Below are 21,808 nucleotides of genomic sequence, written 5' to 3'. Positions count from 1 at the left end.
CTTTCTTTCCCTAATCTACTTTCTCAGTAAGAATAAAGCTATTATGACAATTGCAAAGCTAACCATAATACTAATATCCTTAGGTCCAATCGTTAGTTCACGTAATTTACTACGACCTTCGCCTCCTTGATAGCCGCGTGCTTCCATCGCCATTGCAAGCTCTTCTGCACGCTTAAATGCACTTACAAATAACGGAACAAGTAAAGGAATAACCGCCATCACACGATCTTTAATCGGGCCTGTACGAAAGTCAACACCACGTGATGCTTGTGCACGTGAGATTTTATCTGTCTCTTGCATTAACGTTGGGATAAATCGCAATGAAATAGACATCATTAACGCTAGTTCATGTACGGGAAACCTTACTTTTTTCAATGGGGCAAGCATATCTTCTACAGCATCTGTAATCTCAATAGGCGTCGTCGTTAGTGTTAGTAATGACGTTACTAATATCAATAAAAAGAATCGTAAAGAAATCGCAAAACCTTGAATAAGCCCACCTGAATAGATTTCTATAAACCAAAACTCAAAAAGCAACGTACCTTCCTTTGTCACGAATAAGTGTAGAATAAATGTAAAAACAATTAAAAACCAAACTGGTATTAATCCTTTTGCGACAAATCGTATTGGTACTCGTGAGGAAAACATACATAAAAGTGCAAACACCGTTAATAAACTGTAACTCGGAACATTATTGGCAAAAAACACGATAAAAACAAAAAAGAATACGATCGTTATTTTGGTACGTGGATCTAAACGATGCACGATGGAGTTGCCTGGAACGTATTGCCCAATAATTAAAGCATTATTCATGTTGACCACCGTCCAATCGACGCTTCATCTCTGCAGCTATATCAACAATAGACTCGTTTTGATAAATGAGATTATCATGAAAACGATGATTGTATTTATCGATGAAGTCAATTACTTCTGGCGTATCCAATTGAACTTGTTGAAGCTTTTCCCGTTGTCTCAACACTTCGAGAGGCTTGCCCTCCATAAATTTCTGTCCTTTATTAAGGATAATTACTTTATCAGCGTACTTGAGTGCATCTTCCATATTATGTGTAACAAATATAGTAGTTAAATTTTGCTCATGATGTATGTGGTCGAACATAGTCATCATTTCTTTCTGTCCACGTGGGTCCAGACCTGCAGTAGGCTCGTCTAGTACTAACACTTGTGGTTTCATGGCTAGTACTCCAGCAATGGCCACACGACGCTTCTGTCCCCCACTTAAATCAAATGGGGACCGCTCTAGCACCGAATCAGATAGGCCCACCGAAGGCAATATTGAAGCAATGCGTTCCTTGATTTCTTGCTCGTTAACACCAAAATTCTGTGGCCCAAATGCAATATCCTTTTGTACCGTCTCCTCAAATAATTGATGCTCAGGATATTGAAACACAACTCCCACTTTACTGCGTAGATTGCGGATATCTTTTGGTTTTCCATCTTGATTAAGTACAAAATCCCCAACCCGAACTTCGCCACGAGATGGAATGGTTAAACCATTCAAATGCTGTATCAATGTAGATTTACCCGAACCTGTATGACCAATAATGGCTACTATGGATCCTGATCCAATGGTAAAGCTTAAATCCTCTATAGCTCGATGTTCAAAAGGAGTATTTTCTTGATATATATAACTTACATTTTTGAATGATATGTCCATAGTTCCTCCAACAGTTGTTCATGACTTAACGGTGAATGTTCAATTGTGATTCCATTGTTACGAAACGCATCACTTAAATGCGCAACAAACGGAACATCCAATCCGATTTCTCGCAGTGCATCTTTTCTTTTGAATAATTGGCTTGGGGTTGCCTCATCCCAACGTTCTCCATTATTTAAAACAATTACACGATCAGCTCGAGTTATTTCTTTTAAATCATGTGTAATTGTAATTAGAGATAGTCCTTGTGAATCTTGAATCGAGTTAACGGTTTGCATGATTTCTTTTCGACCCACCGGATCTAACATGGCAGTCGCTTCATCTAATATCAGTATCTTGGGTGAGATCGCTAATACACTTGCAATAGCGACACGCTGTTTTTGTCCACCTGACAAACGATGCGGTTCGGTTAACAAATAATCTTGCATACGAACAGCTTGTAAGGTTTCATCAATTCTCTTTTTCATGATTTCTCTAGGAATTCCTCGATTCTCCATCCCAAAAGCAACATCATCTTGAACAGTTGCACCAACAAATTGGTTGTCAGGATTTTGGAATACCATACCTACTTCTTTTCGTATATCCCATATCGAATTTTCATCTACTTTGATACCATCTATATAAATTTCCCCTTCTTGCGGGAACAACAATCCATTTAAAAGCTTGGCGATCGTTGATTTTCCAGAACCATTATGGCCAATAATAGCTAGCCATTCATCTTCATAAATTTCAAAAGAGCAATTTTTTAATACCCATGGTCCTTCTTCGTCATAACGAAACGACACATTTCTAAACTCTACTATTTTACGACTCATCTATAAGCCTCCTCTAATACCTCAGCAACCATATGATGCTTTTACTCTACTAGCACTACTATCTTCTATGCGTCCGGTATTTATTATAACATCGGGGAATTAATCTGTGGAATGACATATATGAGGTTAGTCACAAAAAGCTTGGGGTGGTCAACCTTTAATAGTTTGTAAATTTGTTCCTACTATATAAGATGATGCTATTATGTAACTCTTTAGGTAATAGAGTCATTGCTTACTTTTAACCGTCACCAGCCACAACAAACTGTATGAAGACGAATCAAAGCCAAAGCTAAAACATTAATCAGTGGATTTTGTTATTCCATATTCCCTCGCAAATCATTAGTACCACAAGGTCATAAGCAAAAGGGCTAATAAACAAAATATGGTACTTATACTAGTTATACTTAACCTCTTCGTTTATCCCTTGAGTCTTGCTTGTACTATTTGAATCTACAAAAAAAGGGCTTGGATTAACCTCTGAGAGAGATTGAGTCCTGCCCCTTGCCGCATGTAGAGTAGATTAAACCAATTCGATGATTGCCATTTTAGCACCATCGCCTTGGCGTTCATTAAGTTTAAGAACGCGTGTGTATCCACCTTGTCTGTCTTCATAGCGTGCAGCAACATCATCAAATAACTTTTGAATAACGTTGTTGTCTTCATCTGTTTCTTTGTTGTATAAGAATGCTGCAGCTTGACGACGAGCGTGTAAATCGCCACGTTTTCCTAGCGTAATCATTTTTTCTACAATCGATCTTAACTCTTTCGCTTTTGCTTCTGTTGTTTCAATACGTTCATGAATGATCAAATCAGATGCAAGGTTGCGAAGAAGAGCCATACGACTGTCTGTTTTACGTCCTAACTTTCTAGCCACGGACTATCCCTCCCTTTTTCGAAACTCTAAAGGTGACTGGTTCGATCAGTCATCATCTCGTAGACCTAATCCTAGGTCTTCTAATTTTACTTTTACTTCTTCTAAAGATTTACGTCCTAAATTACGAACTTTCATCATATCTTCTTCTGATTTATTCGCAAGCTCTTGAACCGTGTTAATTCCAGCACGTTTCAAGCAGTTGTAAGATCTAACAGATAGATCAAGTTCTTCGATGGTCATTTCCATAACCTTCTCTTTTTGATCCTCTTCTTTTTCCACCATGATTTCGGCATTTTGTGCTTCATCTGTTAAACCTACAAAAATATTAAGATGTTCTGTGATGATTTTAGCACCTAAAGAAACTGCTTCTTCAGGACGAATGCTTCCATCCGTAGATACATCCATTGTTAATTTATCATAGTTTGCCACTTGACCTACACGAGTGTTTTCCACTTGATAAGTCACGCGCGAAACAGGTGTGAAGATGGAGTCGATCGGAATGACACCGATTGGTTGATCATCATTTTTATTCTCTTCTGCTGGACGATAACCACGGCCTCGCTCTGCAATTAGCTTCATATGAAGATTGCCTTTGCTATTAAGCGTTGCAATATGCAAATCCGGGTTCATTACTTCCACATCACTGTCATACGTTAAATCTGCAGCAGTTACAGCACCTTCACCTTGAACATCAATTTCTAATGTTTTTGGTTCTTCAGAATAAATTTTAAGAGCTAGTTTCTTAAGGTTGAGGATAATAGTTGTAACATCTTCTACAACACCATCAACTGTTGAAAACTCATGTAAAGCTCCATCAATTTGTACTGTGGTTACAGCAGCACCTGGCAGTGAGGATAATAAGATACGACGCAAGGAGTTTCCAAGTGTGGCACCATATCCACGTTCAAGCGGTTCAACCACGAATTTTCCAAATGTAGCATTCTCGCTAATTTCAACCGTTTCAATCTTTGGCTTTTCGATTTCGATCATTCCATAACCCTCCTTTAAAACGTCGAAACCCCGGCTAGACATATGGTCTAACCGAAATTCCTCAAATAAGGCAGTTGGCGTTTCTGCGCTACCTGTATTTCTTTCGTACGATCTGTCTCGGATGTCGTTATTTAAATTCATATAACTTATAAACCGATAAGCTCTATCATCCATTATAGACAGGGTGACAAATTCTATACGGTATAATTAAACACGACGACGTTTTGGTGGACGGCAACCATTATGAGGTACTGGAGTTACATCTACAATAGCTGTAACTTCTAGACCAGCAGCCTGTAAAGAACGGATTGCAGCTTCACGTCCCGCACCAGGGCCTTTAACAGTTACTTCTAAAGTTTTCATTCCATTTTCGATAGCAGACTTAGCTGCTGTTTCAGCTGCCATTTGAGCTGCGAAAGGAGTTGATTTCTTAGAACCTTTAAAGCCTAATGCACCAGCTGAACTCCATCCAATAGCATTACCGCGAGTATCCGTAATTGTAACAATAGTATTGTTAAAAGTAGAACGGATATGAGCAATACCAGATTCTATATTCTTTTTCACACGACGTTTACGTGTATTCGTTTTACGTGCCATTCGTTAGCTTACCTCCTTACATTACTTTTTCTTGTTAGCCATTGTCTTACGTGGGCCTTTACGAGTACGAGAGTTGTTCTTTGTTTTTTGACCACGAACTGGTAATCCGCGACGGTGACGAATTCCGCGATAAGAACCGATTTCGATCAAACGTTTGATGTTTAGTGACACTTCACGGCGTAAATCACCTTCAGTGTTGTATTGATCAACTGCTTGACGGATTCTACCTAACTCATCTTCGGTTAAGTCACGTACACGAGTGTCCTCAGAAACGCCTGCTTCTTTAAGGATTTGTTGTGCAGTAGTTTTTCCTACTCCATAGATATAAGTTAAAGAAATTACTACACGTTTATCACGTGGAATATCAATACCTGCAATACGTGCCATAGCTTAGTAGCACCTCCTGTTTATTAGCCTTGTTTTTGCTTGTGTTTCGGATTTTCACAAATCACCATTACTTTACCTTTGCGTTTGATGACTTTGCATTTCTCGCAAATTGGTTTTACTGATGCTCTTACCTTCATCAAAATTACCTCCTTTTATATCGGAGCTCGTTTATTTATAACGGTACGTAATTCGTCCTCTGGTTAAATCATACGGAGAAAGTTCAACCGTTACTTTATCGCCTGGTAAAATGCGAATAAAGTGCATACGGATTTTACCAGATACATGCGCCAATACTGTATGGCCATTCTCAAGCTCAACTTTAAACATCGCATTTGGCAATGTATCTGTTACTGTACCTTCTACTTCAATAACATCATCTTTCGCCATCGTGTGATCTCCCTTCTTCAAATCAGTCACAACCTTATCTACATTAGGACAAACCGTAACTTCCTATTTGTGACACGACCAGTTTCTAGAAGGCTGTATGGTTTCACGGGGAAACACAGCTCTAAAGAGGTTGTTCAAAAAGCCTGGTAAAAATGACACTTCGAAATTCTTTGTTGGCTTGCTTTTTCGTTACTCAAAGCTACGCCGCCTCGAACTCTTGGTCTTTTTTTATCCTTTTTTGAACACGAACTTAAAGTTCTGTGCTGCTCCATCTTCTTTATATGGTCGATCGACTTCACGCTATCCCCGTCGGCCAGCAGCAGGACAAACCGGTCGTTCACATTCATATAATGAATTGTGTGCTGACCTAAAATCAGTTCCTGCTTCATACGTACAAACTGACCCTACTCGGAATCGATTTGTCATCGTATATCAGCGCTAACCATCACTTAGGCAATCGTTAGTATCTATATCAAGGTTGAATAACCAATCATTTCTGTTACTATTTCCAAAGCAATACACATTACTTATTTCATTATAACTTTTCAGTACTAGAAATGCATCTAAACTGAATATTACTAAATAAGTGAACTATTTTTTCTCTAAAATGGATTCAATATCTTGGAAAACAACATTGATATCTCTATCTCCGTTCACTTTCACAAGATAACCTTTATCTTGATAAAAATCAAGTAATGGTTGTGTTTGCTCTATATTAACAGCTAAACGGTTTTTAACTGTTTCTGGTTGGTCATCATCTCGCTGAATTAACTGGGAGCCATCTTTATCACAGATGCCTTCCTCTTTTGGAGGATTATACACCACATGATAAGCTGTTCCGCATGTCGGACAAATTCTCCGTCCAGTTAAACGCTCTACCAATTTTTCTTCTGGTACATCCACATGGATGACATAATCTATTGACTTACCTAGGTCAGACAGTAGATTTTGTAATTCTTCTGCTTGTCGAGTTGTGCGAGGGAATCCGTCTAAAAGGAAACCATTTGCACAATCGTCCATCGCTAGGCGTTCCTTAACAATCCCAACAGTAACTTCGTCTGGAACAAGGTCACCTTGATCCATAAATTCCTTTGCTTTTTTACCGAGTTCAGTACCCTCTTTAATAGCTAATCGGAACATATCTCCTGTTGAAATATGAGGGATGTTATACTTTTCATTAATTTTCGCAGCCTGTGTGCCTTTACCAGCACCAGGTAAGCCCATCAAAATCAAATTCAATTGCTTCCCCTCGCTTTTGTTGGCTTCTTAATTACTTAATGAATCCTTTGTAGTGACGCTTCACGAGCTGTCCTTCTAATTGCTTCATTGTCTGTAATGCAACACCTACAACGATTAGTAAGCTTGTGCCGCCAATTTGTACTGCAGAAGGTAGATTCGCAAGACTACCTAAGATCATCGGGAATACAGAGACAACCGCTAAGAACAGTGCGCCAACAAAAGTTAATCTGTTAATTACGCGAGTCAAGTATTCTTCCGTGTTATGACCCGGACGAATTCCTGGAATATATCCACCTTGTTTTTGTAGATTCTCAGACATTTGCTCTGGATTCACCTGAACAAATGTATAGAAATATGTGAAAGCAATTATCATCGCTACATAGATGATCATTCCCACAGGGGAAGTATAATCAAATGTTCTAGTGATGAAATCTGCTACTTGATTTCCTTCAAAGAAACCAGCAATTGTCGTCGGTGCCATCATAAATGCAATTGCAAAGATTACTGGAATAACCCCTGCAGCATTCACCTTAATTGGTAGGTGAGTAGATTGGCCACCTACTGGAGAACGATTCACTAGCTTTTTAGCATATTGAACCGGAATCTTACGCAATGCTTGGTTTACAAATATAACCCCAACAGTTACCGCAACTGCTACAAGAGCAATTAGCGCAACAATAACGATGTTAATAAACAAGTCATTTCCAGGATTAGAGAAATACTGGGAGTATAACTGTCCAACACCGTTAGGAACAGCGGCTACGATACCAGCGAAGATAATGATAGATATACCATTACCCACTCCATGTGCTGTAATTTGCTCACCCATCCACATAAGGAATGCCGTACCGCCAGTTAGCACGATCGCGATCGTTAAGAACTTCATAACATTAGGGTCTGCAATCAACATGCCGCCTGCCATCGCATTGAAGCCGACTGACATCGCAATTGCTTGAACGAATGCAAGAACAATTGTCCCGTAACGAGTTACTTGAGCAATTTTCTTACGTCCCATTTCCCCTTGTTTTTTCCATTCTGCAAACTTAGGTACTACATCCATTTGCAGTAGCTGCATGATGATGGATGCTGTAATATAAGGCATTATCCCCATCGCAAAGATAGAAAAGTTTTGCAAGGCTCCACCACCAAATGTGTTTAAGAAGCCAAATACATTTTGCTCGTTCATAAAGTCGATTGCAGCTTTATCCGTGAACGGCACTGGAATAAATGTACCAATTCGGAATACAATCAACATTAATAATGTGAAAATGATCTTATTTCTAATATCAGCTACGCGCATAAAATTGGAGAGTGTACGAAACAAATTAAATCACCTCAGATTGACCGCCCGCTGTCTCAATCGCTTCTTTTGCAGAAGCGGAGAACTTATGAGCTTTTACTGTTAGTTTCTTTTCTAAAGTACCTTTACCAAGAATCTTAATTCCAGCATTTAGTTTACTAACGACACCTGTTTCTAGTAATAGCTCTGGTGTGATTTCAGTGCCTTCCTCAAAACGATTTAACGTATCAAGGTTAACAATTGCGTACTCTTTACGATTCACATTGGTGAATCCGCGTTTAGGTAGACGTTGGAATAAAGGCATTTGACCACCTTCGAATCCTGGACGTACACCGCCGCCTGAACGTGCTTTTTGTCCTTTGTGTCCACGGCCGGAAGTTTTTCCGTTACCAGAAGACATGCCTCGACCAACACGATTTCTCTCTTTACGAGTTCCTTCTGCTGCCTTCAATTCATGAAGTTTCATGCGAGCACCTCCTCTTTACACTAATGATTAATTAAACTTCTTTAACTGTCAATAAGTGGGACACTCTGTTTACCATACCACGAACGGCTGGAGTATCTTCACGTACAACGGATTGACGAATTTTCTTTAACCCTAAAGCTTCGACTGTCTTCTTTTGAACACCAGTGCCACCGATGACACTGCGATTGAGGGTTATTTCCAATTTTTTAGACATAGTGTTTCCCTCCTTATCCTAACAGTTCTTCAACAGACTTTCCACGTAATTTCGCTACGTCTTCAGCTGTTTTTAAGTTTGTTAATCCGTTTAAAGTAGCACGGATCATATTGATTGGTGTGTTAGACCCTAATGATTTAGTTAGGATATCACCTACACCTGCTAATTCCAAGATTGCACGAACTGGTCCACCAGAGATAACTCCAGTACCTTCTGCAGCTGGTTTCATTAATACGTTACCAGAACCAAACTGTCCATGAATTTCATGTGGAATTGTAGTACCAACGATTGGTACAGAGATTAAGTTTTTCTTCGCATCATCTACAGCTTTTTTAATAGCTTCAGGTACTTCTTGTGCTTTACCAGTACCAAAACCTACATGACCGTTTTTGTCACCAACAACAACAAGTGCTGCAAAGCGGAAGCGACGTCCACCTTTAACAACCTTTGCGACACGGTTTACCGTAACAACGCGTTCTTCAAGATCTAATTTGTTCGGATCAATGTTAGTGTTCATACAATGGTTACCTCCTTTATCTTTTAAAATTCAAGACCTTCCTCGCGGGCAGCCTCTGCCAATGCTTTGATGCGGCCGTGATATAAATATCCTCCACGATCAAAAACAATTGATTTGTAACCTTTATCGATAGCACGTTTCGCAATCGCTGCGCCGACTTGCTTAGCAGATTCAACGTTTCCTCCGCCGATAGCTAACTCTTTATCAGCTGTAGAAGCACTTGCAACAGTAACACCAGCGTTATCATCGATCAATTGAGCGTAGATGTTCTTATTAGAACGGTATACATTCAAACGAGGACGTTCAGCTGTTCCTGAAAGTGTTCTACGTACACGATTATGACGTTTTTTACGAATGACATTTTTGTCAGGTTTTGTAATCATCTCGGTCACTCCTTTCTCGCCTAACTAAGCTTACTTAGCAGTTTTACCTTCTTTACGACGTACATATTCATCCGTATAACGAATACCTTTACCTTTGTAAGGTTCTGGTGGACGGATTGCACGAATGTTCGCTGCAATTGCACCTACTAATTCTTTGTCGATACCTTTTACAGTAATTTGTGTGTTTTTCGGAACTTCGATTTCAATACCGTCGATTGCTTCAAGTTCTACAGGGTGAGAATAACCAGCATTAATTACAGTTTTGTCACCTTGCTTTTGCGCGCGGTAACCAACACCGATAATTTCCAATGATTTTTCAAAACCTTTGCTTACACCAATTACCATATTGTTAATCAAGCTACGAGTTGTACCGTGTAAAGCACGGTGTTCTTTATGATCACTCGGACGTTCAACTGTTAGTACATTATCTTCAATATTGATTTTCATATCAGGATGTAGTTCTCTACTTAATTCGCCTTTAGGTCCTTTAACAGTAACCGTGTTGTTGTCGAGTTTAAGCTCTACACCTTCAGGAATCTCTACAGGTTTCAATCCTACACGAGACATACCTAGCACCTCCTCAATTAAAAATTAGTGATTACCAAACGTACGCTAGTACTTCGCCACCAACAGCTTGAGAGCGTGCTTCTTTGTCAGAAAGCAGACCGTTAGATGTTGATACGATTGCAATACCTAAGCCGTTAAGTACACGTGGAACTTCATCAGCTTTGGCATAAACACGTAAACCTGGTTTACTAATACGTTTGATACCTGAAATTACTTTGTCTTCATTTGCGCTATATTTTAAGAAGATACGCAATACACCTTGTTTGTTGTCTTCGATTAGCTCGTAATCTTTAACAAACCCTTCACGCTTAAGGATATCGGCGATCTCTTTTTTTATATTTGAAGCAGGAAGCTCTAGCTTCTCATGTTTTACCATGTTTGCATTACGAATACGAGTAAGCATATCTGCAATTGGATCTGTCATAACCATTACTAATTACCTCCTTCCCGAATCGGGGTTTACCAACTTGCTTTTTTGACACCAGGAATTTGACCTTTATAGGCAAGTTCACGGAAACAAATACGGCAAAGTTTAAATTTACGAATTACTGAATGTGGACGTCCGCAACGTTCGCAACGAGTGTACTCTTGTACTTTGAATTTTTGCGGGCGCTTTTGTTTCGCAATCATTGATTTTTTAGCCACAATTTTCCCTCCTTGTATTAGCTTTTAGCTTATTTTTGGAAAGGCATGCCTAGCTGAGCTAAAAGTTCACGAGCTTCTTCGTCAGTGTTGGAAGTTGTTACTACAACGATATCCATACCACGAATTTTGCTTACCTTATCATAATTAATTTCTGGGAAAATCAATTGTTCTTTCACACCTAGAGTGTAGTTTCCACGACCATCGAAAGCCTTCTTAGAGATACCTCGGAAGTCACGAACACGTGGTAGAGAAACTGCAACTAGTTTTTGCAAGAACTCATACATACGCTCACCACGAAGAGTTACTTTAGCACCGATTGGCATTCCTTCACGTAGACGGAAACCAGCGATAGACTTCTTCGCACGAGTGATCATTGGTTTTTGACCAGAAATTAGAGAAAGTTCTTCTACAGCACTATCTAATGCTTTAGAGTTTTGAACAGCATCACCAACACCCATGTTGATAACGATTTTTTCGACTTTTGGTACTTCCATTACGGAATTGTAATTAAATTTATCCATTAAAGATGACACGATTTCATCTTGATATTTCTGTTTCAATTCGTTCATAGTGTAGCCCTCCTTTCACAGACAACTTATTTATCTAATGCTTCACCGGATTTTTTAGCGATGCGGATTTTTTTGCCGTCTTTCACTTCGTATCCAACACGAGTTGGTTCACCGGATTTCGGATCAACTGGTAATACATTAGAAACATGAATTGGAGCTTCGATGTTAAGAATTCCACCTTGTGGATTTTCTTGAGAAGGTTTCGCGTGTTTTTGAACCATGTTGACACCTTCTACTAATACGCGCTCATTCTTCGGAAATGCTTCTAATACAGTACCTTCCTTACCACGGTCTTTCCCGGATAGTACTTTAACTTTATCACCTTTTTTTACATGCATGCTTTACGCACCTCCTTGACAAGGTAATTCTTTCTTATAAAACTTCTGGAGCTAGAGATACGATTTTCATGAATTGAGCATCACGTAATTCACGTGCAACCGGTCCGAAGATACGAGTTCCTCTTGGACTTTTATCGTCACGAATAATTACGGCAGCATTTTCATCAAAACGAATGTATGAACCATCTTTACGACGTGCACCAGATTTAGAACGAACGATAACTGCTTTAACAACTTCACCTTTTTTGACAACGCCGCCTGGTGTTGCTTGTTTCACCGTGCAAACAATTACATCACCAATGTTAGCAGTTTTACGACCAGATCCACCTAATACTTTGATGGTTAATACTTCACGAGCACCAGAGTTATCTGCAACTTTTAAACGAGTTTCTTGTTGAATCATAACGCTGTGACCTCCCTTCGGAATCCTTCCGAGCGAACTTTAATTATATAATTACCGCTTCTTCCGTAACTTCTACTAAACGGAAACGTTTTGTAGCTGATAACGGACGAGTTTCCATGATACGAACTACATCACCATTTTTAGCAACGTTGTTTTCATCATGTGTCTTGAATTTTTTAGAATACTTAACACGTTTTCCATACAACTTATGGAATTTATACGTTTCAACTAAAACAGTTATTGTTTTATCCATTTTGTCAGAAACGACACGGCCAGTATAAACTTTACGATCATTACGTTCAGTCATTGAGGCTAACCTCCTCTCTGTAGAATCAGTTATTTACGCTTAATTCGCGTTGGCGAATAACAGTTTTCATGCGAGCAATTGATTTACGAACTTCACGGATGCGTGCAGTGTTTTCCAATTGGCCAGTAGCTAGTTGGAAACGTAAATTAAATAACTCTTCTTTTAAAGATTTTACTTTTTGTTCAATTTCGGCAGTGGTTAGATCTCTTATTTCATTAGCCTTCATTGCTTTCACCACCAATTTCTTCACGTTTTACGAACTTAGTTTTAACAGGTAGTTTGTGGGAAGCAAGACGTAATGCTTCACGAGCAACCTCTTCCGATACTCCTGCGATTTCAAACATAATTTTTCCTGGTTTTACTACTGCTACCCATCCTTCAGGAGCACCTTTACCAGAACCCATTCGAACTTCTAATGGTTTTGCAGTGTATGGTTTGTCTGGGAAAATTTTAATCCAAACTTTACCACCACGTTTCATGTAACGAGTCATTGCGATACGAGCAGCCTCGATTTGGCGACTTGTAATCCAAGAAGCTTCAGTAGCTTGTAAACCATACTCACCAAAAGCAACGGTAGTTCCACCTTTTGCTTGGCCTCTCATTTTACCACGATGTTGTCTACGATATTTAACACGTTTAGGCATTAACATAGTAAGTAGCCCCCTCCTTTACTTATCAGTTTTAGTTGGAAGGACTTCTCCACGATAAATCCATACTTTAACGCCTAGTTTACCGTACGTAGTATCAGCTTCTGCTGTACCATAGTCAATATCTGCACGTAAAGTATGAAGTGGCACTGTACCTTCACTGTAATGTTCCGCACGAGCGATATCTGCACCGCCAAGACGTCCGGATACTTGTGTTTTAATTCCTTTTGCTCCTCCACGCATTGCACGTTGGATAGCTTGCTTTTGAGCACGACGGAATGAAATACGATTTTCTAATTGACGAGCAATACTGTCAGCAACCAATGTTGCATCTAAATCAACTTTTTTGATTTCAACAATATTGATATGAACTCGTTTGCCAGTCAAGTTGTTTAATGATTTACGTAAAGCTTCTACTTCAGAACCGCCTTTACCGATTACCATTCCTGGCTTACCAGTATGGATCGTAATGTTTACACGGTTTGCAGCACGCTCGATTTCAATAGAAGAAACAGCAGCTGTGCTTAAACGATTTTCAAGATATTCTCTGATTTTAATATCTTCATGTAGCAAGTCTGCATAGTCTTTACCAGCATACCATTTAGACTCCCAGTCTTTAATGATACCTACGCGAAGACCCGTTGGATTTATTTTTTGACCCACTGACTATCCCTCCTTCTTTTCAGTTACCACTACTGTAATGTGGCTTGTGCGCTTGTTAATTCTGCTTGCGCGTCCTTGAGCACGTGGACGGAAACGTTTCAATGTAGCACCCTCATTTACGAATGCTTCAGAAATGACGAGACTATCTGCGTCCATTTCATAGTTGTGTTCTGCATTTGCGATTGCAGATTTTAATACTTTTTCTACGACTGGAGAAGCTCCACGCTGTGTATGATTTAAAATAGCGATTGCTTCGCCAACCTCTTTTCCTCGAATTAGATCTACTACTAAACGAACCTTACGAGGAGCAATACGAACTGATTTCGCAACGGCTTTAGCTTGCATGCCTAGTACCTCCTCTCATTAGCGTTTTGTTTTCTTATCGTCACCAGCGTGTCCTCTGTACGTACGAGTTGGTGCGAATTCACCTAATTTATGACCGACCATATCTTCTGTAATATAAACCGGCACATGTTTGCGTCCATCATAAACTGCAACAGTATGACCTACAAATGTTGGGAAAATTGTAGAGCGACGAGACCATGTTTTTATAACTTGTTTCTTGTCGTCTGTGTTTAACACTTCAATTTTCTTCATCAAATGGTCATCTGCGAAAGGTCCTTTTTTCAAGCTACGACCCATGGATAAGCCTCCTTCCCGGGTTTCGAGACGGGTAATTCTTCCCGTCCGTTACTTTAGTTTATTTTTTACGTTTACGAACGATATACTTATCAGATGGTTTATTACGCTGACGCGTTTTGTAACCAAGTGTTGGTTTGCCCCATGGTGACATTGGTGATTTACGTCCGATTGGCGCACGTCCTTCACCACCACCGTGTGGGTGATCGTTAGGGTTCATAACAGAACCACGTACAGTTGGACGAATTCCTTTCCAACGAGAGCGTCCAGCTTTACCTACACGTACTAGTTCATGTTCAATATTACCAACCTGGCCAATTGTAGCACGGCAAGTAGTTAAGATTAAACGAACTTCTCCTGAAGAAAGTCTTACAAGAGTGTACTTTTCTTCACGTCCTAAGATCTGTGCTTCTGCACCAGCAGAACGTGCAATCTGTCCACCACGACCTGGTTTTAATTCGATATTATGGATAACAGTACCTACTGGGATGCTTCCAAGTGGTAATGCATTTCCTAGTTTAATATCAGCATTTTCGCCAGACTCGATTTCTTGCCCTACTTTAATTCCTTTAGGAGCAATGATATAACGCTTTTCACCGTCAGCATAGTGAACTAAAGCAATGTTCGCTGAACGATTTGGATCATATTCGATTGTAGCAACGCGTCCTGGTATACCATCTTTATCACGTTTGAAATCGATGATACGGTATTGACGTTTATGACCGCCGCCTTGATGACGAACCGTTAATTTCCCTTGGTTGTTACGTCCGCCGCGTTTTCTGATTGGGCTTAGTAGGGATTTCTCTGGAGTATCTGTAGTAATCTCTGCGAAATCTGACACAGACATATTACGTCTACCGTTAGAGGTTGGTTTGAATTTTTTAATCGCCATCGTTGTCCCTCCTTCTCAATGTGTATAATTTTTAAGCTTCAAAGAAATCTAATTCTTTGCTGTCAGCTGTTAGTTGAACTACAGCTTTTTTGCGATTTGGACGATATCCACCGTAACGGCCCATTCGCTTAAATTTACCTTTTTGATTCATTGTGTTTACTTTTTCAACTTTAACACCAAAGATCGTTTCTACTGCATCTTTGATTTCAGTTTTGTTTGCTTTTGGAGATACTTCAAACGTATATTTTTTCTCTGCCATTAAGTCAGCGGAATGTTCCGTGATGACAGGGCGTTTAATTACATCGCGTAGATCTTTCATTATGCGAGCACCTCCCCTGCTTTTTCAGCTGCATCTTTTGTGATGATCAGCTTGTCATGCATAAGCAAGTCAAGAATGTTTAGTTCTTCAACAGTTAATACTGTAACATTTTGTAGGTTGTTAGCAGAGCGAATTACAGTTTCGTCTTTCTCAGAAAGAACGATAAGTGCTTTCGCGTCTACTTGAAGACCTTTCAAGATATTTACGATTTCTTTTGTTTTTGGAGCATCAATAGAGATGTTCTCTAAAACAAGTAAACTTTCTTCATTTACTTTAGAAGATAAAGCAGATCTTAATGCTAAACGACGTACTTTCTTTGGTAGTTTGTAGCTATAGCTACGTGGAGTTGGTCCAAACACAGTTCCTCCGCCTACCCATTGTGGTGAGCGAGTTGAACCTTGACGTGCACGACCAGTTCCTTTTTGACGCCATGGTTTACGTCCGCCACCGCGTACTTCAGAGCGGTTTTTAACAGCGTGAGTACCTTGACGTAATGATGCGCGTTGCATAACTACTGCTTCATGTAGTACATGAGTGTTTGGTTCAATACCGAATACTGAATCGTTTAACTCGATGTCTCCTACATTGCTTCCGTCTTGTTTTAAAAGTGCTACTTTAGGCATGACATATCCTCCCTTCGTTTGTGTGATTAGTTACCTTTTACTGCACTTGTGATTTTAACGTAAGATTTTTTCGCGCCAGGCACGTTACCTTTAATTAGTAGTAGATTCTTATCCGTATCTACACTTACAACTTCAAGGTTTTGGATCGTTACTTGTTCAGAACCCATGTGACCTGGTAGTTTTTTACCTTTGAATACACGCATTGGATCAATTACACCCATTGCACCTGGAGCTCTATGGAAATGAGAACCGTGTGTAGTTGGTCCACGTTGTTGACCATGACGCTTAATTACACCCTGGAAACCTTTCCCTTTAGATGTACCAGTTACATCGATTTTTTCTCCAGACTCAAAGATGTCGACTTTGATCTCTTGCCCAACTTCAAAGCTATTAACCTCTGCGCCACGGATTTCACGAACGTAGCGCTTAGGGGCAGTGCCTGCTTTCTCAGCATGACCTTTTTCCGCTTTATTAGTACGTGATTCCTTTTTATCAGCAAAACCGATTTGTAACGCTTCGTAACCATCATTTTCTAATGTTTTCTTTTGCAATACAACATTTGGCTCAGCTTGAATTACTGTTACTGGAATTAGCTCTCCATTATCAGAGAATAGCTGAGTCATGCCGATTTTACGACCTAAGATTCCTTTCGTCATCCGTTACACCTCCTATATTAAGAACGAATTATAATTTAATTTCAATATCTACACCAGATGGTAAGTCTAGACGCATTAGCGCATCAACAGTTTTTGGTGTAGGCTCGAGAATATCGATTAAACGTTTATGTGTGCGCATCTCAAATTGCTCACGAGAGTCTTTGTACTTGTGTACCGCACGCAAAACTGTATAAACAGATTTCTCAGTTGGTAATGGAATCGGACCAGACACTTTCGCACCGGAACGTTTCGCAGTATCCACGATTTTTTCAGCAGATTGATCTAAAATACGGTGATCATATGCTTTTAAACGGATTCTGATTTTCTCTTTTGCCATTATTTTCCCTCCTTTGTCGCCCATATTCATATAGACATTCTCCGCGGAAATTTCTCGACACCCTCGCCATGGCAAAGGGGCCGGGTGTGCCAACAACCTTCCGCATCAACGCACCAAATGACCAACATTAATAGTATACTAAAAACTATTGATCAATGCAAGCTTAATAAATGAATACCTATAAGTTTGCACATTTTTATATTATACATAGTTTCATAAGTAAATGCAAGAGGTTATCAAGCATTTTATTTGGGACGCCGAACCCTTTAATTCCCTCTTAAATTTTACTTATTCATAAGTCAGTTTCTACACTTATAAATTTTTGTTTTCCATTTCTATTTAGTCATATATTTTCATAATGAGATATAAACAACAGTAAGTATTATTCGTATAGGTTAGGAAAGAAAACACACATAAAGAAACAGACAATGGAATTCCATTGTCTGTTTTTATTTTAATTACTTATTTTTGGATAGAAGAAACAACGCCAGAACCTACAGTACGTCCACCTTCACGGATTGAAAAACGAGTTCCGTCTTCAATCGCGATTGGAGAAATAAGTTCTACTGTCATTTCAATGTTATCACCAGGCATTACCATTTCAGTTCCTTCTGGTAATTCAATAACACCAGTTACGTCCGTAGTACGGAAGTAGAACTGTGGACGGTAGTTAGAGAAGAATGGAGTATGACGTCCACCTTCTTCTTTTGATAATACATAAACTTCAGCTTTGAAGTTAGTATGTGGAGTGATTGAACCTGGTTTAGCTAATACTTGACCACGGTTGATGTCTTCACGAGAAACCCCACGAAGAAGTGCACCAATGTTATCTCCAGCTTCAGCATAATCTAGAAGCTTACGGAACATTTCAACACCAGTTACAGTTGTTTTGCTTGCATCTTCAGCAAGACCGATGATTTCAACTTCATCTCCAACTTTAACTTCTCCACGCTCAACACGTCCAGTTGCAACTGTTCCACGACCAGTGATTGAGAATACATCCTCAACTGGCATCATGAATGGTTTTTCTTTGTCACGTTCTGGAGTTGGGATATACTCATCAACTGCAGCCATTAACTCAAGAATTCTTTCTTCGTATTCTGCAACGCCTTCTAGAGCTTTAAGTGCAGAACCTTTGATTACTGGTAGATCGTCACCAGGGAAATCGTACTCAGTTAATAGGTCACGAACTTCCATTTCTACTAATTCAAGTAGCTCTTCATCGTCAACCATATCTGTTTTGTTAAGGAATACTACGAAAGCAGGTACCCCAACGTTACGAGATAGAAGGATGTGCTCACGAGTTTGTGGCATTGGGCCATCAGCAGCAGATACTACAAGGATAGCTCCGTCCATTTGTGCAGCACCAGTGATCATGTTTTTAACATAGTCAGCGTGACCTGGGCAGTCAACGTGTGCATAGTGACGAGTTTCAGTTTCATACTCTACGTGTGCAGTTGAGATTGTGATACCACGTTCTCTTTCTTCAGGCGCACCATCAATTTGGTCATACGCACGTGCTTCTCCACCGCCGTGTTTTGCAAGTACAGTAGTGATAGCAGCTGTTAATGTAGTTTTACCATGGTCAACGTGTCCTAAAGTACCAACGTTAACGTGACTTTTGGAGCGATCGAATTTTTCTTTAGCCATTTATAGTTCCTCCTTTAATTAAATACCATTTGTATTAGTGGCAAGAAATACAGATTTGTATTTCTCAGCCTTTACTAAAAGTTATACTTTAGATTGATAAAAAAATCAATTATTCACCAGCATTTTTCTTAATAATTTCTTCAGTAATGCTTTTCGGTGTTTCTTCGTAGTGATCAAAGTGCATTGTGTAAACACCGCGACCTTGTGTGTTCGAACGTAGGGCAGTTGCATAACCAAACATTTCTGAAAGTGGTACGAACGCTTTAACAACTTGTGCTGTACCGCGTGCTTCCATACCTTCTACGCGTCCACGACGGGATGTTACGTCACCCATAATGTCTCCCATGTATTCTTCAGGAACAACAACTTCAACTCTCATCATTGGTTCAAGAAGAACTGGTTTACATTTGTTTTTAGCAGCTTTTAGCGCCATAGATGCTGCAACTTTAAATGCCATCTCGTTTGAGTCGACATCATGGTAGCTACCATCATAAAGTGTTGCTTTGATATCGATCAACGGATATCCTGCAAGAACCCCATTTTCCATAGACTCTTGGATACCTTGTTGAACTGCCGGAATGTATTCACGAGGAACTACACCACCAACAATTTTGTTTTCAAATTCAAATCCAGCGCCTTCTTCGTTTGGTTCGAATTTAACCCAAACGTGACCGAATTGTCCGCGTCCACCAGACTGACGTACGAATTTACCTTCGACTTCAGCAGAACCACGGAATGTTTCACGATAAGAAACTTGAGGTGCCCCTACTTGAGCTCCTACTTTAAACTCACGCTTCAAACGGTCAACAATGATATCAAGGTGAAGTTCACCCATACCTGAGATAATTGTTTGACCAGTTTCTGGGTTAGTTTCAGTACGGAAAGTTGGATCCTCTTCAGCTAACTTAGATAAAGCAATTGCCATTTTATCTTGGTCAGCTTTAGTTTCTGGTTCAATCGCAACAGAGATAACTGGTTCTGGGAAGTCCATAGACTCTAAGATAACAAGGTTCTTCTCATCACAAAGAGTATCCCCTGTAGAAGTATCTTTCAAACCAACTGCTGCAGCAATTTCACCTGAATATGCTCTAGAGATTTCTTCTCGAGAGTTAGCGTGCATTTGTAGAATACGTCCTACACGCTCACGCTTATCTTTTACTGAGTTTTTCACGTATGAACCAGAATCTAATGTTCCAGAGTACACACGGAAGAATGTAAGTTTACCTACATAAGGGTCTGTCATTACTTTGAAAGCTAATGCAGAGAAAGGCTCATCATCAGAAGATGGACGAGTTACTTTTTCCTCTGTACCAGGGATGATACCTTCGATTGGAGGTACATCTGTTGGTGCAGGTAGATAATCAAGTACTGCGTCTAGCATTAACTGAACACCTTTGTTCTTAAATGCTGAACCGCAAAGTACTGGATAAAAATCAACATTAAGAGTTGCTTGACGAATAGCAGTTTTCAATTCATCGTTGGAGATTTCTTCTCCTTCAAGATATTTCATCATAAGTTCTTCGTCAGTTTCTGCAACAGCTTCGATTAAGCTTGCACGTAACTCTTCTGCTTCGTCTTTGTACTCAGCAGGAATTTCACGTGTTTCGGAACGTTGACCTAAATCATCTAAATAGAAGTAAGCATCCATTGTGATTAAGTCAATGATTCCGTGAAACTCATCTTCAGCACCAATTGGCATCTGAATCGGATGTGCATTAGCACCTAGGCGCTCTTTTAATGTACCTGTAGAATACAAGAAGTCCGCACCTGTTTTATCCATTTTATTGATGAATACGATACGTGGAACACCATAAGTTGTTGCTTGGCGCCATACTGTTTCAGTTTGTGGCTCCACCCCAGATTGTGCATCTAGTACAGTCACCGCACCATCAAGTACACGCAGGGAACGCTCAACTTCTACAGTGAAGTCTACGTGTCCCGGAGTATCGATGATGTTAATACGGTGGTCTCTCCAAGCAGCTGTTGTCGCAGCAGAAGTGATTGTAATACCACGTTCTTGCTCTTGCTCCATCCAGTCCATTTGAGAAGCACCTTCGTGAGTTTCACCAATTTTGTGAATGCGTCCTGTATAGAAAAGAATACGCTCAGTAGTGGTTGTTTTACCCGCATCAATGTGGGCCATAATACCAATATTACGCGTCTTTTCCAAGGAGAACTCTCTAGCCATGTATTCTTCTCCTTCCTAATTGAAAGCTTTTTTTAAAATTACCAACGGTAGTGAGCGAATGCTTTGTTCGCTTCTGCCATTTTATGCATATCTTCGCGTCTCTTAACAGCAGCTCCTGTGTTGTTAGAAGCATCAAGAATTTCATTAGCAAGACGTTCTTCCATTGTTTTCTCTCCGCGTAAGCGTGAATAGTTAACAATATAGCGTAGTCCTAATGCTTGACGACGTTCTGGGCGAACCTCTACTGGTACTTGATAGTTAGACCCACCTACACGGCGTGCACGAACTTCAAGTACAGGCATTACGTTTTTCATAGCTTGCTCAAAAACTTCCATAGCGTTTTGTCCACTTCTTTCAGCGACTAATTCAAACGCATTATAAAGAATTTTTTGTGCTTTTCCACGCTTTCCATCAACCATAATTTGGTTAATTAAGCGAGTTACTAACTTAGATTTATAAAGCGGATCTGGCAATACATCACGTTTTGGTACTGGTCCTTTACGAGGCATCGTTACATCCTC

Annotated in this window: 35 protein-coding genes; all 35 read right to left on the bottom strand. The window is 39.8% G+C overall.

Translation table 11 applies throughout. The annotated features are described in order from the left end of the window. Positions 1 to 15 precede the first annotated feature (15 nt). The 35 genes from OB_RS00900 to rpsG all read right to left on the bottom strand — a co-directional run bounded on the left by OB_RS00900 (position 16) and on the right by rpsG (position 21,796). The gene (locus OB_RS00900; RefSeq protein WP_011064550.1) at positions 16 to 813 is read right to left on the bottom strand and encodes an energy-coupling factor transporter transmembrane component T family protein; all 798 of its coding nucleotides are present in this window, start codon (positions 811 to 813) and stop codon (positions 16 to 18) included. Continuing rightward, positions 806 to 1,675 carry an energy-coupling factor transporter ATPase gene (locus OB_RS00895; protein ID WP_011064549.1) on the bottom strand — a complete coding sequence of 290 codons (870 nt, stop codon included), beginning with the start codon at positions 1,673 to 1,675 and terminating at the stop codon, positions 806 to 808. Before OB_RS00895 ends, OB_RS00900 begins: the two co-directional genes overlap by 8 nt. Further along, positions 1,651 to 2,490: an energy-coupling factor ABC transporter ATP-binding protein gene (locus OB_RS00890; protein WP_011064548.1), complete on the bottom strand. Its 840-nt coding sequence runs from the start codon at positions 2,488 to 2,490 to the stop codon at positions 1,651 to 1,653. Before OB_RS00890 ends, OB_RS00895 begins: the two co-directional genes overlap by 25 nt. A gap of 520 nt (positions 2,491 to 3,010) precedes the next feature. After that, positions 3,011 to 3,364 (bottom strand): 50S ribosomal protein L17, encoded by a 354-nt coding sequence (gene rplQ / locus OB_RS00885; RefSeq protein WP_011064547.1) that lies wholly within the window; start codon positions 3,362 to 3,364, stop codon positions 3,011 to 3,013. A 45-nt stretch (positions 3,365 to 3,409) separates the two neighbouring features. Continuing rightward, complete coding sequence (locus tag OB_RS00880) at positions 3,410 to 4,354, bottom strand: DNA-directed RNA polymerase subunit alpha (RefSeq protein ID WP_011064546.1); 945 nt, start codon at positions 4,352 to 4,354, stop codon at positions 3,410 to 3,412. A 207-nt stretch (positions 4,355 to 4,561) separates the two neighbouring features. After that, positions 4,562 to 4,951 (bottom strand): 30S ribosomal protein S11, encoded by a 390-nt coding sequence (rpsK, locus tag OB_RS00875; RefSeq protein WP_011064545.1) that lies wholly within the window; start codon positions 4,949 to 4,951, stop codon positions 4,562 to 4,564. Positions 4,952 to 4,972: 21 nt separating this feature from the next. After that, the gene (rpsM, locus tag OB_RS00870; RefSeq protein ID WP_011064544.1) at positions 4,973 to 5,338 is read right to left on the bottom strand and encodes a 30S ribosomal protein S13; all 366 of its coding nucleotides are present in this window, start codon (positions 5,336 to 5,338) and stop codon (positions 4,973 to 4,975) included. 23 nt (positions 5,339 to 5,361) lie between these two features. Beyond that, positions 5,362 to 5,475, bottom strand: a complete 114-nt coding sequence (gene rpmJ / locus OB_RS00865; protein WP_010095733.1) for a 50S ribosomal protein L36 — start codon at positions 5,473 to 5,475, stop codon at positions 5,362 to 5,364. Positions 5,476 to 5,506: 31 nt separating this feature from the next. Beyond that, positions 5,507 to 5,725 (bottom strand): translation initiation factor IF-1, encoded by a 219-nt coding sequence (infA, locus tag OB_RS00860; protein WP_010652072.1) that lies wholly within the window; start codon positions 5,723 to 5,725, stop codon positions 5,507 to 5,509. A 591-nt stretch (positions 5,726 to 6,316) separates the two neighbouring features. Continuing rightward, positions 6,317 to 6,964: an adenylate kinase gene (locus OB_RS00850; protein WP_011064543.1), complete on the bottom strand. Its 648-nt coding sequence runs from the start codon at positions 6,962 to 6,964 to the stop codon at positions 6,317 to 6,319. A gap of 31 nt (positions 6,965 to 6,995) precedes the next feature. After that, positions 6,996 to 8,288, bottom strand: a complete 1,293-nt coding sequence (gene secY, locus OB_RS00845; protein ID WP_011064542.1) for a preprotein translocase subunit SecY — start codon at positions 8,286 to 8,288, stop codon at positions 6,996 to 6,998. Position 8,289: 1 nt separating this feature from the next. Continuing rightward, a complete protein-coding gene (rplO, locus tag OB_RS00840; RefSeq protein ID WP_011064541.1) occupies positions 8,290 to 8,730 on the bottom strand; it encodes a 50S ribosomal protein L15 in 441 nt (146 codons plus the stop codon). A gap of 31 nt (positions 8,731 to 8,761) precedes the next feature. After that, positions 8,762 to 8,944 (bottom strand): 50S ribosomal protein L30, encoded by a 183-nt coding sequence (gene rpmD / locus OB_RS00835; RefSeq protein WP_011064540.1) that lies wholly within the window; start codon positions 8,942 to 8,944, stop codon positions 8,762 to 8,764. A gap of 13 nt (positions 8,945 to 8,957) precedes the next feature. Continuing rightward, complete coding sequence (gene rpsE / locus OB_RS00830; protein WP_011064539.1) at positions 8,958 to 9,461, bottom strand: 30S ribosomal protein S5; 504 nt, start codon at positions 9,459 to 9,461, stop codon at positions 8,958 to 8,960. Positions 9,462 to 9,484: 23 nt separating this feature from the next. Continuing rightward, on the bottom strand, positions 9,485 to 9,844 hold the full coding sequence (gene rplR / locus OB_RS00825; RefSeq protein ID WP_011064538.1) for a 50S ribosomal protein L18: 360 nt from the start codon (positions 9,842 to 9,844) through the stop codon (positions 9,485 to 9,487). Positions 9,845 to 9,874: 30 nt separating this feature from the next. Continuing rightward, positions 9,875 to 10,411 carry a 50S ribosomal protein L6 gene (gene rplF, locus OB_RS00820; RefSeq protein ID WP_011064537.1) on the bottom strand — a complete coding sequence of 179 codons (537 nt, stop codon included), beginning with the start codon at positions 10,409 to 10,411 and terminating at the stop codon, positions 9,875 to 9,877. Between the two features lie 31 nt (positions 10,412 to 10,442). After that, the gene (gene rpsH, locus OB_RS00815) at positions 10,443 to 10,841 is read right to left on the bottom strand and encodes a 30S ribosomal protein S8 (protein WP_011064536.1); all 399 of its coding nucleotides are present in this window, start codon (positions 10,839 to 10,841) and stop codon (positions 10,443 to 10,445) included. A gap of 29 nt (positions 10,842 to 10,870) precedes the next feature. Then, positions 10,871 to 11,056: a 30S ribosomal protein S14 gene (rpsN, locus tag OB_RS00810; protein ID WP_011064535.1), complete on the bottom strand. Its 186-nt coding sequence runs from the start codon at positions 11,054 to 11,056 to the stop codon at positions 10,871 to 10,873. A 29-nt stretch (positions 11,057 to 11,085) separates the two neighbouring features. Then, complete coding sequence (gene rplE, locus OB_RS00805; RefSeq protein WP_011064534.1) at positions 11,086 to 11,625, bottom strand: 50S ribosomal protein L5; 540 nt, start codon at positions 11,623 to 11,625, stop codon at positions 11,086 to 11,088. 26 nt (positions 11,626 to 11,651) lie between these two features. After that, positions 11,652 to 11,963 carry a 50S ribosomal protein L24 gene (rplX, locus tag OB_RS00800; protein ID WP_011064533.1) on the bottom strand — a complete coding sequence of 104 codons (312 nt, stop codon included), beginning with the start codon at positions 11,961 to 11,963 and terminating at the stop codon, positions 11,652 to 11,654. A 34-nt stretch (positions 11,964 to 11,997) separates the two neighbouring features. Next, positions 11,998 to 12,366, bottom strand: coding sequence for a 50S ribosomal protein L14 (gene rplN, locus OB_RS00795; RefSeq protein WP_011064532.1), 369 nt, complete (start codon positions 12,364 to 12,366; stop codon positions 11,998 to 12,000). Positions 12,367 to 12,409: 43 nt separating this feature from the next. Beyond that, entirely contained in the window at positions 12,410 to 12,673 is a 264-nt protein-coding gene (gene rpsQ / locus OB_RS00790) for a 30S ribosomal protein S17 (protein ID WP_011064531.1), read from the bottom strand. Between the two features lie 25 nt (positions 12,674 to 12,698). Next, positions 12,699 to 12,899: a 50S ribosomal protein L29 gene (gene rpmC, locus OB_RS00785; RefSeq protein WP_011064530.1), complete on the bottom strand. Its 201-nt coding sequence runs from the start codon at positions 12,897 to 12,899 to the stop codon at positions 12,699 to 12,701. Beyond that, positions 12,889 to 13,323, bottom strand: a complete 435-nt coding sequence (gene rplP, locus OB_RS00780) for a 50S ribosomal protein L16 (RefSeq protein ID WP_011064529.1) — start codon at positions 13,321 to 13,323, stop codon at positions 12,889 to 12,891. The genes rpmC and rplP overlap by 11 nt, the downstream gene beginning before the upstream one ends. Positions 13,324 to 13,341: 18 nt before the next feature. Then, a complete protein-coding gene (rpsC, locus tag OB_RS00775) occupies positions 13,342 to 13,983 on the bottom strand; it encodes a 30S ribosomal protein S3 (protein ID WP_011064528.1) in 642 nt (213 codons plus the stop codon). Between the two features lie 3 nt (positions 13,984 to 13,986). Next, complete coding sequence (rplV, locus tag OB_RS00770) at positions 13,987 to 14,328, bottom strand: 50S ribosomal protein L22 (RefSeq protein WP_011064527.1); 342 nt, start codon at positions 14,326 to 14,328, stop codon at positions 13,987 to 13,989. A gap of 18 nt (positions 14,329 to 14,346) precedes the next feature. Next, a complete protein-coding gene (rpsS, locus tag OB_RS00765; RefSeq protein ID WP_011064526.1) occupies positions 14,347 to 14,625 on the bottom strand; it encodes a 30S ribosomal protein S19 in 279 nt (92 codons plus the stop codon). A 58-nt stretch (positions 14,626 to 14,683) separates the two neighbouring features. Beyond that, on the bottom strand, positions 14,684 to 15,514 hold the full coding sequence (gene rplB, locus OB_RS00760) for a 50S ribosomal protein L2 (protein ID WP_011064525.1): 831 nt from the start codon (positions 15,512 to 15,514) through the stop codon (positions 14,684 to 14,686). Positions 15,515 to 15,545: 31 nt separating this feature from the next. Beyond that, the gene (rplW, locus tag OB_RS00755; RefSeq protein ID WP_011064524.1) at positions 15,546 to 15,833 is read right to left on the bottom strand and encodes a 50S ribosomal protein L23; all 288 of its coding nucleotides are present in this window, start codon (positions 15,831 to 15,833) and stop codon (positions 15,546 to 15,548) included. After that, entirely contained in the window at positions 15,833 to 16,456 is a 624-nt protein-coding gene (rplD, locus tag OB_RS00750; RefSeq protein WP_011064523.1) for a 50S ribosomal protein L4, read from the bottom strand. The genes rplW and rplD overlap by 1 nt, the downstream gene beginning before the upstream one ends. A 26-nt stretch (positions 16,457 to 16,482) precedes the next feature. Next, entirely contained in the window at positions 16,483 to 17,112 is a 630-nt protein-coding gene (rplC, locus tag OB_RS00745) for a 50S ribosomal protein L3 (protein WP_011064522.1), read from the bottom strand. 28 nt (positions 17,113 to 17,140) lie between these two features. Further along, the gene (gene rpsJ, locus OB_RS00740; RefSeq protein ID WP_011064521.1) at positions 17,141 to 17,449 is read right to left on the bottom strand and encodes a 30S ribosomal protein S10; all 309 of its coding nucleotides are present in this window, start codon (positions 17,447 to 17,449) and stop codon (positions 17,141 to 17,143) included. Between the two features lie 462 nt (positions 17,450 to 17,911). After that, positions 17,912 to 19,099 carry an elongation factor Tu gene (gene tuf, locus OB_RS00735; RefSeq protein ID WP_011064520.1) on the bottom strand — a complete coding sequence of 396 codons (1,188 nt, stop codon included), beginning with the start codon at positions 19,097 to 19,099 and terminating at the stop codon, positions 17,912 to 17,914. Between the two features lie 109 nt (positions 19,100 to 19,208). After that, entirely contained in the window at positions 19,209 to 21,287 is a 2,079-nt protein-coding gene (fusA, locus tag OB_RS00730) for an elongation factor G (RefSeq protein WP_011064519.1), read from the bottom strand. Positions 21,288 to 21,325: 38 nt separating this feature from the next. Beyond that, entirely contained in the window at positions 21,326 to 21,796 is a 471-nt protein-coding gene (gene rpsG / locus OB_RS00725) for a 30S ribosomal protein S7 (protein ID WP_011064518.1), read from the bottom strand. Positions 21,797 to 21,808 lie beyond the last annotated feature (12 nt).

The sequence above is a fragment of the Oceanobacillus iheyensis HTE831 genome, assembly GCF_000011245.1.
GTDB classification, from domain to species: domain Bacteria; phylum Bacillota; class Bacilli; order Bacillales; family Amphibacillaceae; genus Oceanobacillus; species Oceanobacillus iheyensis.
Note: the sequence above shows the minus strand (reverse complement) of the source record. Positions and strands in the feature narration are given on the sequence as shown.